We start from the raw sequence: 11,379 nt of genomic DNA, 5'->3' as shown, positions 1-11,379 counted from the left end.
GAAGTACTCGGCCATGGTCAGGGCCGACAGCGCCACCCGCAGGCGGACGCCCGGCGGCTCGTCCATCTGGCCGTAGACGAGGGCGGTGTTCTTGAGCACGCCCGACTCGGCCATCTCCAACCAGAGGTCGTTGCCCTCGCGGGTGCGCTCGCCCACGCCGGCGAACACCGAGACGCCGCCGTGCTGGCGGGCCACCCGGGTGATCATCTCGAGGATGAGCACGGTCTTGCCCACGCCCGCGCCGCCGAACAGGCCGATTTTGCCGCCCTGCACGTAGGGCTCCAACAGGTCGACGACCTTGAGGCCCGTCTCGAACATCTTCGACTGGGGCTCGAGCTCGTCGAAGGGCGGGGCCGGGCGGTGGATCTCCCAACGGGCGTCGCCTTCGATCATCTCGCCGCCGGTGTCGAGGGTCTCGCCGATGACGTTGAACACGTGGCCGAGGGTGGCGCTGCCGACCGGCACGCTGATGCCCTTGCCCGTGTTGCGCACCGGCGTGCCCCGCTTAAGGCCGTCGGTCTGCTTCATGGCGATGGCTCGCACCCGGCTCTCGCCGATGTGCTGGGCCACCTCGGCGGTGACCACGATCGTGCCCTGCTCGGTCTCGATGTCGAACTCGAGGGCGGTGTTGATCTCGGGCAGCGCGTCGGGCGCGAACTCAACGTCGACGACGGGGCCGACGATGGCGACGATGCGGCCGTCCTTCAACGGGGCCTGCTCGGTGGTGGGCTCAACGTTGGCCACGGTCATCGGAAAGCTCCTGGGGTGTCGGGGAGGAAATCCCTGCTTTGGAGGTTGTCGGGCAGGAGGTCGACGCCGCCCTTGGCCTGGGCCATCGCCTCGGCGCCGCCCACGATCTCCATGATCTCGGTGGTGATGGACTCCTGCCGAGCCCGGTTCATGATCCGGGTGAGGCTCTTGATGAGCTCCTCGGCGTTGTCGGTTGCGGACTTCATGGCCCGCTGGCGGGCGGCCTGCTCGGAGGCGGCGGCGTCGAGCATGGCGGCGAAGAGCCGGGCCTCGACGTAGCGCGGGAGCAGGCGGGTGAGGATGGCGTCGGGCGACGGCTCGAACTCGTAGTCGGCCTGCGGGCCGGCGGCCGCCGCCTCGGTCAGCGCCTCGGGCTCCAGCGGCATGAACCGGCGCATGACGACCCGCTGCGAGGCGGCCGAGAGGAACTGGGTGTAGACGAGCTCGACCTGGTCGATCTCGCCCTCGTCGAAGCGGCCCACCACGGCGTCGGCCACCTCGCGGGCGTTCTCGTAGCTGGGCTTCTCGCTGAACCCTGTGAACGCCGCAGTGATGTCGTAGCCCCGGAAGCGGAAGTAGGTCTGGGCCTTCTTGCCGCAGGTGATGAGGGCGTACTGCCGACCGGCGGCGATGTCGGCCTTGATGGCCGTCTCGGTGGCCCGGATGACGCCGGAGTTGTAGCCGCCCGCCAGGCCGCGGTCGGCCGAGATGACGATGTAGCCGACGGTGCGCACGTCCTCACGCGGCGTCAACAACGGCTGCCCGGCGCCTGCACCGGCGCTGGCCAGGTTGCGGATCACCTCGGTGATCTGCTCGCTGTACGGGCGTGCGGCGGCCACGCGCTGCTGCGCCTTGACGATCCGGCTGGCGGCGATGAGCTCCATCGCCCGCGTGATCTTCTTGGTCGACTGGACGGACTTGATCCGTCGTCGCAGGACGCGTTCCTGACCACCTGCCATGGGGCTGCTACGCCTCCGTCGCGGTGGGAACGAACCGCGACTTGAAGTCGGAGACGGCGGCCTTGAGGTCGTCCTCGGGCAGCGCCGCGCCGCCGCGGATGGCGTCGAGCACGCTGCGGTGGCGGGAACGAACGTCCTCCAGCAACTCGGCCTCGAAGCGGCGCACGTCGGCCACCGGGAGGTCGTCGAGGAAGCCGCTGGTGCCCGCGTAGATCGACACCACCTGCTCTTCGACGGGCAGCGGGCGGCCGTTCGACTGCTTGAGCAGCTCGACCAGCCGGCGGCCACGGTCGATCAGGTTCTGCGAGGCCTTGTCGAGCTCGGAACCGAAGGAGGCGAATGCCTCCAGCTCACGGAAGTTGGCCAGGTCGAGCTTGACGCCACCCGAGACCGCCTTCATGGCCTTGATCTGGGCCGAGCCGCCGACTCGGGAGACCGAGGTGCCCACGTTCATGGCCGGGCGCACGCCCGAGTTGAACAGGTCGAGGTCCAAGAAGATCTGGCCGTCGGTGATGGAGATGACGTTGGTCGGGATGTAGGCCGAGATGTCGCCGGCCTTGGTCTCGATGACGGGCAGCGCGGTGAGCGACCCGCCGCCGAGGCGGTCGGACAGCTTGGCGGCCCGCTCCAACAGGCGGGAGTGGAGGTAGAACACGTCGCCCGGGTAGGCCTCGCGGCCCGGCGGGCGGCGCAGCAGCAGCGACATCTGGCGGTAGGCCTCGGCCTGCTTCGACAGGTCGTCGTAGACGATGAGGGCGGCCTGGCCGTTCTCCATCCAGTGCTGGCCCATGGCGCAGCCCGAGTAGGGGGCGAGGTACTTGAACGGCGAGGGGTCCGACGCCGGGGCGTTGACCACGACCGTGTACTCCATCGAGCCCGCAGCCTCGAGGGTGGCCACGATCTCGGCCACGGTGGAGGCCTTCTGGCCGATGGCCACGTAGATGCACTTCACGCCGAGGCCGCGCTGGTTGATGATGGTGTCGACGGCCACCGACGTCTTGCCGGTCTTGCGGTCGCCGATGATCAGCTCACGCTGGCCGCGCCCGATGGGGGTCATGGCGTCGATGACCTTGATGCCGGTCTGCAGGGGCTCCTTCACCGGCTGGCGGTCGACGACGCCGGGGGCCTGCACCTCGATCCGGCGCATCTCGGTGTTGGTCAGCGCACCCTTGCCGTCGATGGGGATGCCCAGGGGGTCGACCACACGGCCCAGCAGGCCGTCGCCCACGGGGATCGAGAGAATGCGGCCGGTCGACTTCACCGGGTCGCCTTCCTGGATGTGCGTGACCTCGCCGAGGATGACGGCGCCGATCGACTCCTCGTCGAGGTTCAGGGCGATGCCCTGCACCCCGCCTTCGAACTCGAGCAGCTCGTTGACCGCGGCGTTGGGGAGGCCCGAGACGCGGGCGATGCCGTCGCCCACTTCGACCACACGGCCGACCTGGTTCGACGCCAACGTGGGGCTGTAGCCCGCCAGTCGGGTGCGAAGGGCGCTGGCGATGTCGTCGGCGCTGATCTGGATGTCGGCCATGCCAAAGCTCCTTACAGTGCTTCGCGTAGTTGGTTCAGTCGGCTGCGGACGCTGCCGTCGATCACGGTGTCGCCCACCTGAGCCACGATGCCGCCGAGGATGCTGGGGTCGACGACGACCTTGACCGAGATGTTCTTTCCGGTGGCCTTGCCCAGGGCGGCGGCCAAGCGGTCCTTCTGCGAGTCGTCGAGCGGGATGACGGAGCGGACTTCGGCCACAGCCTGCGACCGCTCCTCGGCCGCCCGCTCCACCAACCGGTCGATGATGGCGGGCAGGTCCTTGCTGCGACCCGAGCCCACCACGAACGAGACGAGCGCGGTGGTGACGTTCGACGCCCGGCTGCCGAGGAGGTCCTCGACGATCCCCTGCCGCCGCTCGACCGGGACGGCCTGGTCGGTCAGCGTGGAACGCAGCTCGTCGGAGCCCTCGATGGTGCGGGCGACCCGGAAGAGCTCTTCCTCGACGCGGTCGAGGGAACCCTCGGCCCGGGCCACTTCGAAGAGCGCCGCCGCGTAGGCGTCGATGCGATCGGCCATCAGCGCTGCGACCCCACCTGCTCGATGTACCGCTCGATCAGGGCGATGTTGGTGTCGCGGTCGAGGTTGGCCTCCACGACCTTCTCGGCCAACTCGATGGCCAGGCCGGCGACCTGCTCGCGCAGTTCGCCCATGGTGCGGTCGCGGGCGGCGTTGATGTCGTCCTGCGTCCGCTGCTTGAGCTCGGCCACCTCGGCCTCGGCCCGCTGCATGAGGTCGCGCCGCAGCTGGTCGGCCGTCTGACGGGCCTCCTCGATGATGCGGTTCGACTCGTTGCGAGCGTCGGCCAACTGCCGCTGGTACTCCTCGAGGATCGTCTGGGCTTCGGTCTTCACCCGCTCGGCGTCATCCAAGTTCTCCCGGATGCGGTCGGTGCGGGCCTGCATGCCCTTGGCCACCGCCGGATAGGCGAACTTGTACATGAGGCCGAAGAGGATGGCGAACGACAGGGCGCCGAACACCAACTCGTTGGTCGCAGGCAGGATCGGGTTGGGTGCCTCGTGGCACTCCTCCGCGGTTCCCCCGCCTTCGAGGATGTGGATGCACTCCTCGGCCGCGTGGTCCTTGGGGCCGGTGCCGTCGGTCTCCTCCGCCCCGGCGGGCGCGAACCCACCGAGGACGAAGGCACCGGCCAGCAGGACGCCGGCGGCGAGCTTGCGGAATCGCATGACGGTTCTCCTAGGCGAACTTGAGGAGGATGAACACGACGAAGCCGATGAGGGCGAGGGCCTCGGTGAAGGCGATGCCCAGGAACATCGTGGTGCGGACCATGCCGGCGGCCTCGGGCTGACGGGCCATGGCCTGGACCGACTGGCCCACCAGGTAACCGATGCCGATGCCGGGGCCGATGGCCGCGAGGCCGTAGGCGAAACCGGCCGAGATCGCTTCGCCGAACGCGATCTGGTCTTCGCCGGCGACCTGTGCGAGGAGTGCGGGAAGTGCCATTGGTGTCTGAGCCTCCTTGGCTGTCAGTGCTCGGGGTGCATAGCGCCACCGATGTAGACGGCGGCAAGGATCGTGAAGATGTACGCCTGCAGGAACGAGACCAGGATCTCGAAGCCGGTCAGGAACACGAGCATCACGAAGGGCAGGACGGTGACGATCTTCAACACGCCGGCGGCCTCGTACAACGCGGTGGCGAGAACGGCGAAGGTCACCAGCAGGATGTGGCCCGCCAACAAGTTGGCGAAGAGACGGACGGCCAGCGAGAAGGGCCGCACGACGAAGGTGGAGATGAGCTCGATGGGGGTGACCAGGATGTACAGCGCCTTGGGCACGCCCGGCGGGAACAGCGAGTTCTTGAGGTAGCCGCCCAGGCCCTGGTTGGCGATGCCGACGCCGTTGAAGATGAACCACACCAGGATGGCCAGCAAGGCGGGAAGGGCCATGCGGGCGGTGGCCGGCATCTGCACGCCGGGGATGATCTCGAAGATGTTGGCGAACAGGATGAACCAGAAGAGCGAGGTGAGGAACGGCATCACCCACTTCCGGTGCATGCCCTCCTCGCCCATGGTCTGGAGCACGATCCCGTCGCGCACGAAGTCGACCGACGCCTCGGCGATGTTCTGCACGCCCGTGGGCACCAGGGCTGCCCGGCTGCCCGCCACGAAGAAGATGATCAGGGTGAAGAGCATCGACAGCAGGCAGAGGGCGCCGACCTTGTTGAGGGCGTACCACTGGCCGTTGGCGAAGAAGTCGGGCCACTCGACGAGGTGGCTGATGGGCGGGAACTCCAGAGCAAGCAACTGCACCAGCTCAGTCCTTTCGGGGCTTCAGGCCGGGGAAGGCGAGTGAGGCGGACACGTAACGCATCTCCCACAGCAGGAGGCCGAGGTGGGTGACGATGAGGGCGAGGCCGAGAGGCCACAGTTCGACCCAGCCCATGTCCTTGACGGCGAGGACGGCGAGGGCGATGAGGCCGAGGCGGATGAGGTAGCCGAACAAGGCGGCACCCATGAGCAGGCCCAGCGAGATGCGGGCCGACCAGGCCAGGATGGCCGAGGAGAGGATGAGGTTGGCGACCACGATGGCGATGGCGTAGGCGGTCGACACCACGCCGTCGAAGCCCCAGCCCGCGGCGCCGAGGATGAGCAGCACCGGCACAGCGGGCAGGCCCCGCTTGACCATGTCGGTGACGATCTCGCGCTCGACGGCGGGGCCGTCGTCGCGGGTGGTTACCGCCGCGCTCACTGCTGGGCCGCCCACGGTCCGGCGGCTTCGTGGACCTTCATCTCGGCGTCGTAGCCGTACCACATGCGCACGAACATGCCGACCAGGGCGAGCAGCACGAGGACGATCGTCAGCACCGGCACGAGGTCGAAGCGGCGGTCGAGGGCGTAGCCGATGCCGCCGAAGACGGCGGGGGTGACCGCCAACTCGAACGCGCGCGACAAGCCGTTCCCGAACCCGTTGTAAAGGCCGCGTGCGTCGCGCTTGTCCAAAGCTCGGAATTGCCCTCGTGAGTGGCGGTGGAAGCGGCGTGGCGCAGGGGGCTCATGCCGCTTGTGAATGCGGTAGCAATCTACGAGAGCAGCCGGTCTGCCCGCAATTCCAACCCGGTTCTGGTGGGGGATCAGTTGGCGGAGCGGCGTTCCTCCAAGGGGACGACGGGGGCCAGCCCCTCCTCCACCTCGATCTCCGACTTCTGGCGGATGCCCGGGTGGAACAGCGTGTAGAGAGCCACGCCGAGGGCGGCCGCCGCGAAGGGGATCACCGCGTTGCCCTCGTTGGAGAAGGTGGGCATGAGCACGAGCCCCGACAGGATCGCCGTCCACGCCCACAGGATCAGCACCGAGCGGCGATGGCCGTGGCCCAGGCGCATGAGCCGGTGGTGCAGGTGCTCCTTGTCGGCCACGGCGAAGCCCGAACGGCGACGGGAGCGGCGCACGATGGCGAACAGGGTGTCGAAGATCGGCACGCCGAGGATGAAGAACGGGATGAAGATGGGGGCGAAGAAGAAGTAGGTCTGGCCGCTGAACTGATCGGCGGTGCGGCCGCCCACCACCATGGTCGAGGCCGCCATGAGCAGGCCGAGGAACAGCGCGCCGGCGTCGCCCATGAAGACCCGGGCCGGGTGGAAGTTGTGGGGCAGGAACCCCAGGCACACGCCGAGGGCGATGACCGCCACCAGCGGGCCGATGTTGTCGGGCGGCAGCAGCCCGTTGTCGAACAGGCGGTCGCCGTAGACGAAGAAGGCGGCGGCGGCGATGGCCACGATCCCCGCGGCCAGGCCGTCGAGCCCGTCGATGAGGTTGAGGGCGTTGGCGATGCCCACCACCCACAACACGGTGACCAGCGGCACCAGGTCGGCCGACAGCGAGACGAAGTCGGCGAAGGGGATGCGGAAGTAGAACATCGTCACGCCGAGGAAGTAGAGGGCGGTGCCCGCCAGCACCATGCCCGCCAACTTGGCGGGGGCCGAGACCTCCCGCAGGTCGTCGACCAGGCCCACGGCGAAGATGATCGAGCCCGCCAGCACCACCCCCAGGGGCTCGGACGAGCCCGAGAACACCGGGTCGAACTGGGGGAGCTGCCAGGCCACCGCCATGGCCACGAGGAAGGCGAAGTACATGGCCGCCCCGCCCGCCGTGGGCGTGGGCTTCTCGTGTACCCGCCGCCCGTCGGGCCGCACCACTGCGCCGATGCGCACGGCCACCCGCCGTACGACGAAGGTGGCGCCGTACGTCACCAGGGCGGCGACGGCCAGGACGATGGCGTATCCGAGCATCAGCCCCGGCTCAGGCCGGGTACGGGGTGAACTTCGAGCAGAGGACGTTGACCTCGCTGCGCACGGTCGCTTGTTCGTCTTCGTCGTCGACGTTGCGCAGTACCCGCCCGATGAGCGAGGCGATCTCGGCCATCTCCGGTTCGCCCATGCCCGCGGTGGTGACGGCGGGGGTGCCGATGCGCAGGCCGCTGGTGATGTAGGGCGGGCGCGGGTCGTTGGGAACGGTGTTCTCGTTGAGCGAGATGCCCGCCCGGTCGAGCCGGGTGCGGGCCTTCTTGCCCGACAGCTCGGGGTCGAACGAGCGCAGGTCGACGAGCATCAAGTGGTTGTCGGTCCCGCCCGAGACGAGCCGGAAGCCCTGCTCGGCCAGCGCCTTGGCCAGCGCCGCGGCGTTGCGTACCACCTGCGCCGCGTACTCCTTGAACTCGGGCTGGGCGGCCTCGTTGAAGGCCACCGCCTTCGCCGCGATCACGTGGTCGAGGGGGCCGCCCTGCAGGCCCGGGAAGACCGACTTGTCGATGGCCTCGGCGTAGTCCTTCTTGCACAAGATGGCGCCGCCCCGGGGGCCACGCAGGGTCTTGTGGGTGGTGAACGTCACGATGTCGGCATAGGGCACCGGGTTGGGGTGCACCCCGCCCGCGATGAGCCCGGCGATGTGGGCGGCGTCGAAGAGGAAGAGGGCGCCGATCTCGTCGGCGATCTCCCGGAACGGGGCCGGGTCGATGATGCGGGGGTAGGCGGTGGCGCCCGCCACGATCATCTTGGGCCGCTCGGCCTGGGCCACCTCGCGCACCTGGTCGAAATCGATGCGCTCGTCGCTCTCGGTCACGCCGTAGGAGACGAAGCGGTAGAGCTTGCCGCTGGCGTTGACCGGCGAGCCGTGCGTGAGGTGGCCGCCTTGGTCGAGGCGCATGCCGAGCACGGTGTCGCCCGGCTGCAGCAGCCCGAGGTAGACGGCCATGTTGGCGTTGGCGCCGGCGTGGGGCTGCACGTTGGCGTGCTCGGCCCCGAACAGGGCCTTGACCCGCTCGCGGGCCAGTTCCTCCACCTCGTCGATGACCTCGTTGCCGCCGTAGTACCGCTTGCCCGGGTAGCCCTCGCTGTACTTGTTGGTCAGCACCGAGCCGGTGGCCGCGAGCACGTCGCGAGAGGTGAAGTTCTCCGATGCGATCAGTTGGATCGTCGTGTTCTGCCGCTCCAGCTCCCGGTCGAGGATGGCGAACAGTTCCTCGTCACGCTTCATACGTCTTTGTCTCCCTCGTTCTCGCGTTGCCCCAGCCCACATCCACCAAGCGGTCGACAAGCGCGGCGATCTCTGTCGCCGTGCGCTCGAAGACCGAATCGTTCATCCCGATCGGGTCGGCCACGTCGTCGTCGGGCGACTCACCCAACAAGTCGACGCGGTTGCGCCCGATGTGGACCTTCTCCAACCACTCCTCGAACGACTGCCCCGGGGTGCGAGGCCCGACCTGCTCGCCCCGTCGCACCAGCTCCTTGAGCGTGAAGGTGCGGGGCCACGCCGAAGGCTGCAACACGAGCGCCTCGCGCACGTGCTCCCTCGCCATGCCGAGGACCAGGTCGGCTTCGTCGATCACCTGCGCGCTGAGATGCCTGCTGCGGTGGGCGGTCACGTCGAGGCCGCGGGACCGCAGCGCGGCCACGGTGCCCGACGCCACGGCCAGGCCGTCGCCGCGCAGCCCGGCCGAGGAGACGCGCGGCAACTCACCCACGTCGAGCAGACGGCGGCGGAGCAGCGCCTCGGCCATGGGCGAACGGCAGATGTTGCCCGTGCACAGGAGGAGGATGTCGATGGGGTCGAGTCTACCGGTGGCCTCCGCGTAGCCTCCGGGACATGGCCCTCGACCCCCGCACGCCAGTGATCGTGGGGGTGGGCCAGAGCGTGCGGCGGCCCACGGTCGACGAGTTGGAGGGGGTGGCCGAGCCCGCCGAGATGATGGCGGAGGTGCTGCGGCTGGCGGGCGACGCCCGGCTGCTGGCGGCGGCCGACTCCGTGCGCGTGGTCGAGTCGGTGTCGTGGCACTACTCCAACCCGGCCTTGGCCGTGGCCGAACGGGTGGGTGCGTCGCCTCGCGACACGGTGCGCACGACGACCGGCGGCAACTCCCCGCAAATGCTGGTCAACGACACGGCGGCGGCCATCGCCCGGGGCGAGCTCGACGTGGCCGTGGTGGTGGGCGCCGAGGCCGTCTACACCCGCTACCTGGCCCGCAAGGCCAAGGTGTGGCTGCCGTGGTCGGTGCAGGACTCGGCGGTGACGGCGCCCCGGGTGCTGGGCGTCGACCTGCCCGGCAACAACGACATGGAACTGGATCGCGGGTTCGTGCTGCCGACGCAGGGCTACCCCATGCTGGAGAACGCCTTGCGGGCTGAAGCGGGCGAGTCGATCGACTCGCACCAGCAGCGCATCGCCGCCTTGTGGGCGGGCTTCTCCGAGGTGGCGGCCGGCAACCCCTACGCCTGGTCGCCCACAGCCCGCACGGCCGACGAGATCGCCACGGTCACCCCCGACAACCGCATGGTCGGCTTCCCGTACCCGAAGCTGATGAACGCCAACATCCAGACCGACCAGGCGGCGGGGCTGATCCTGTGCTCGGTGGAGGCGGCGCGTCGCTACGGCGTGCCCGAAGACCGCTGGGTGTTCCCCTGGTTCGGCGGCGACGGGCACGACACGTGGCACCTGTCGGAGCGGGAGTCGCTGACTGCATCGCCGCCGTTGCGACGCTTCGAGGTGCCCGCGGGCGACATCGCCCACGTCGACATCTACTCGTGCTTCCCCTCGGCGGTGCAGATCGCCGCTCGGGAGTTGGGCTTCGAACTCGACCGGCAGTTGACGGTCACGGGCGGGCTGACGTTCGCGGGCGGACCTGCCAACAACTACGTGACCCACTCCATCGCCACCATGGTCGACGTGCTGCGGGCCGACCCCGGGTCGCTGGGGCTGGTGACGGCGGTGGGTTGGTACCTGACCAAGCACGCCGTGGGCATCTACTCCACCACGCCGCCGCCCGACGGGTTCCGCCACATGGTGCTGGGCGACGACATGCCGTCGCGGGAAGCGGCGGCGTCGTACGAAGGCGACGTGGAGATCGAGACGTACACCGTCATGTTCGACCGCGAGGGGTCACCCGAAACAGGGCTCTACGCCCTGCGCCTGCCCGACGGCCGCAGGGCCTGGGGCCGATCGGGCCCGGTCGACGTGGGTGAGGAGCTGTGCGGCCGCCGGGTGCGACTGGCCGCCGACGGGACCGTCAGCCTCTGAGAACTCGGGGCTCAGACCCTGTGCAGTCAAGGACGGTCGAGGGGGTGCCGTTGCACGTACCGCCGTCGACCACGAGCACGTCGAGCACGGCCCGCACCTCGTCGGCCGTTGTGCACGGCGGATGTCCGTGGAGGTTGGCGCTGGTCGACGCCAGCGGGCCGACCCGGCGGGCCAACTCCCGGGGGACGGGGTGGTCGGGCACTCGCAGGCCGATGGTCTCGGTGTGGGTGCCGAGGTTGGCGGTGACGTGCTCGGCTCGGCGTACCACGAGGGTGAGCGCTCCCGGCCACTGCTCGGCCTGTGGCGGCAGCGGTTCCGCGCAGAGCGACTCGGCCTGCGCCCGCCCGAAGACGAGCACGGGCAGGTCGACATCGGCGGGCCGCTGCTTCACGTCGAAGAGCTTGGTCGAGTGGTCGAGCATGGCCACCAGCCCGTAGACGGTGTCGGTGGGCACGGCGACCACTTCCCCCCGCCGCAACGCCGCCTCCACCAGGTCAAGGGCACTCACGACGACAGCATCGGCGAACGCCGATTCCGCTCAGCGCTCGCCGCCGGGTGGCGGGAGGGGAGGGGCCCGGCCGTGCGGCGGCACGGCC

At 69.4% G+C, this 11,379-nt stretch carries 14 protein-coding genes; 1 reads left to right on the top strand and 13 read right to left on the bottom strand.

Annotated features, from left to right (window positions below; genetic code table 11):
• The 12 genes from VM938_05170 to VM938_05115 all read right to left on the bottom strand — a co-directional run.
• The coding region (locus tag VM938_05170; GenBank protein ID HVF74418.1) for a F0F1 ATP synthase subunit beta at positions 1 to 750 on the bottom strand (750 nt) is incomplete at its 3' end.
• Positions 747 to 1,709 carry a F0F1 ATP synthase subunit gamma gene (locus VM938_05165; protein ID HVF74417.1) on the bottom strand — a complete coding sequence of 321 codons (963 nt, stop codon included), beginning with the start codon at positions 1,707 to 1,709 and terminating at the stop codon, positions 747 to 749. The genes VM938_05165 and VM938_05170, both read right to left, overlap by 4 nt.
• A gap of 7 nt (positions 1,710 to 1,716) precedes the next feature.
• A complete protein-coding gene (gene atpA, locus VM938_05160) occupies positions 1,717 to 3,240 on the bottom strand; it encodes a F0F1 ATP synthase subunit alpha (GenBank protein ID HVF74416.1) in 1,524 nt (507 codons plus the stop codon).
• Positions 3,241 to 3,251: 11 nt separating this feature from the next.
• Positions 3,252 to 3,776: an ATP synthase F1 subunit delta gene (gene atpH / locus VM938_05155; GenBank protein HVF74415.1), complete on the bottom strand. Its 525-nt coding sequence runs from the start codon at positions 3,774 to 3,776 to the stop codon at positions 3,252 to 3,254.
• On the bottom strand, positions 3,776 to 4,444 hold the full coding sequence (atpF, locus tag VM938_05150; protein HVF74414.1) for a F0F1 ATP synthase subunit B: 669 nt from the start codon (positions 4,442 to 4,444) through the stop codon (positions 3,776 to 3,778). Before atpF ends, atpH begins: the two co-directional genes overlap by 1 nt.
• 10 nt (positions 4,445 to 4,454) lie before the next feature.
• Positions 4,455 to 4,676, bottom strand: a complete 222-nt coding sequence (atpE, locus tag VM938_05145) for an ATP synthase F0 subunit C (GenBank protein HVF74413.1) — start codon at positions 4,674 to 4,676, stop codon at positions 4,455 to 4,457.
• A 68-nt stretch (positions 4,677 to 4,744) separates the two neighbouring features.
• The gene (gene atpB / locus VM938_05140; protein HVF74412.1) at positions 4,745 to 5,527 is read right to left on the bottom strand and encodes a F0F1 ATP synthase subunit A; all 783 of its coding nucleotides are present in this window, start codon (positions 5,525 to 5,527) and stop codon (positions 4,745 to 4,747) included.
• Positions 5,528 to 5,531: 4 nt separating this feature from the next.
• Positions 5,532 to 5,966: an ATP synthase subunit I gene (locus tag VM938_05135; GenBank protein ID HVF74411.1), complete on the bottom strand. Its 435-nt coding sequence runs from the start codon at positions 5,964 to 5,966 to the stop codon at positions 5,532 to 5,534.
• Entirely contained in the window at positions 5,963 to 6,217 is a 255-nt protein-coding gene (locus VM938_05130; GenBank protein HVF74410.1) for an AtpZ/AtpI family protein, read from the bottom strand. The genes VM938_05135 and VM938_05130 overlap by 4 nt, the downstream gene beginning before the upstream one ends.
• Positions 6,218 to 6,348: 131 nt before the next feature.
• Complete coding sequence (locus VM938_05125) at positions 6,349 to 7,503, bottom strand: MraY family glycosyltransferase (GenBank protein ID HVF74409.1); 1,155 nt, start codon at positions 7,501 to 7,503, stop codon at positions 6,349 to 6,351.
• 10 nt (positions 7,504 to 7,513) lie between these two features.
• Positions 7,514 to 8,746 (bottom strand): serine hydroxymethyltransferase, encoded by a 1,233-nt coding sequence (gene glyA, locus VM938_05120; protein HVF74408.1) that lies wholly within the window; start codon positions 8,744 to 8,746, stop codon positions 7,514 to 7,516.
• Positions 8,736 to 9,299: a hypothetical protein gene (locus VM938_05115; GenBank protein ID HVF74407.1), complete on the bottom strand. Its 564-nt coding sequence runs from the start codon at positions 9,297 to 9,299 to the stop codon at positions 8,736 to 8,738. Before VM938_05115 ends, glyA begins: the two co-directional genes overlap by 11 nt.
• Before the next feature lie 56 nt (positions 9,300 to 9,355).
• On the opposite strand from VM938_05115, the gene VM938_05110 reads away from it, so the two are divergent.
• A complete protein-coding gene (locus tag VM938_05110) occupies positions 9,356 to 10,783 on the top strand; it encodes an acetyl-CoA acetyltransferase (protein ID HVF74406.1) in 1,428 nt (475 codons plus the stop codon).
• On the opposite strand, the gene VM938_05105 is transcribed toward VM938_05110, so the two are convergent.
• The gene (locus tag VM938_05105) at positions 10,773 to 11,291 is read right to left on the bottom strand and encodes an L-threonylcarbamoyladenylate synthase (protein HVF74405.1); all 519 of its coding nucleotides are present in this window, start codon (positions 11,289 to 11,291) and stop codon (positions 10,773 to 10,775) included. The genes VM938_05110 and VM938_05105 overlap by 11 nt on opposite strands.
• Between the last annotated feature and the right edge of the window lie 88 nt (positions 11,292 to 11,379).

It is taken from the genome of Acidimicrobiales bacterium (assembly GCA_035536915.1).
Classification (GTDB): domain Bacteria; phylum Actinomycetota; class Acidimicrobiia; order Acidimicrobiales; family JAHWLA01; genus JAHWLA01.
This window is presented reverse-complemented; position numbering and strand designations above follow the sequence as displayed.

Bases quoted from the DNA above. Each gene is read 5' to 3' on its own strand.
- VM938_05165 (HVF74417.1), bottom strand. From the start codon at position 1,709: ATGGCAGGTGGTCAGGAACGCGTCCTGCGACGACGGATCAAGTCCGTC.
- atpA (HVF74416.1), bottom strand. From the start codon at position 3,240: ATGGCCGACATCCAGATCAGCGCCGACGACATCGCCAGCGCCCTTCGC.
- glyA (HVF74408.1), bottom strand. From the start codon at position 8,746: ATGAAGCGTGACGAGGAACTGTTCGCCATCCTCGACCGGGAGCTGGAG.
- atpH (HVF74415.1), bottom strand. From the start codon at position 3,776: ATGGCCGATCGCATCGACGCCTACGCGGCGGCGCTCTTCGAAGTGGCC.
- VM938_05110 (HVF74406.1), top strand. From the start codon at position 9,356: ATGGCCCTCGACCCCCGCACGCCAGTGATCGTGGGGGTGGGCCAGAGC.
- atpF (HVF74414.1), bottom strand. From the start codon at position 4,444: ATGCGATTCCGCAAGCTCGCCGCCGGCGTCCTGCTGGCCGGTGCCTTC.
- VM938_05125 (HVF74409.1), bottom strand. From the start codon at position 7,503: ATGCTCGGATACGCCATCGTCCTGGCCGTCGCCGCCCTGGTGACGTAC.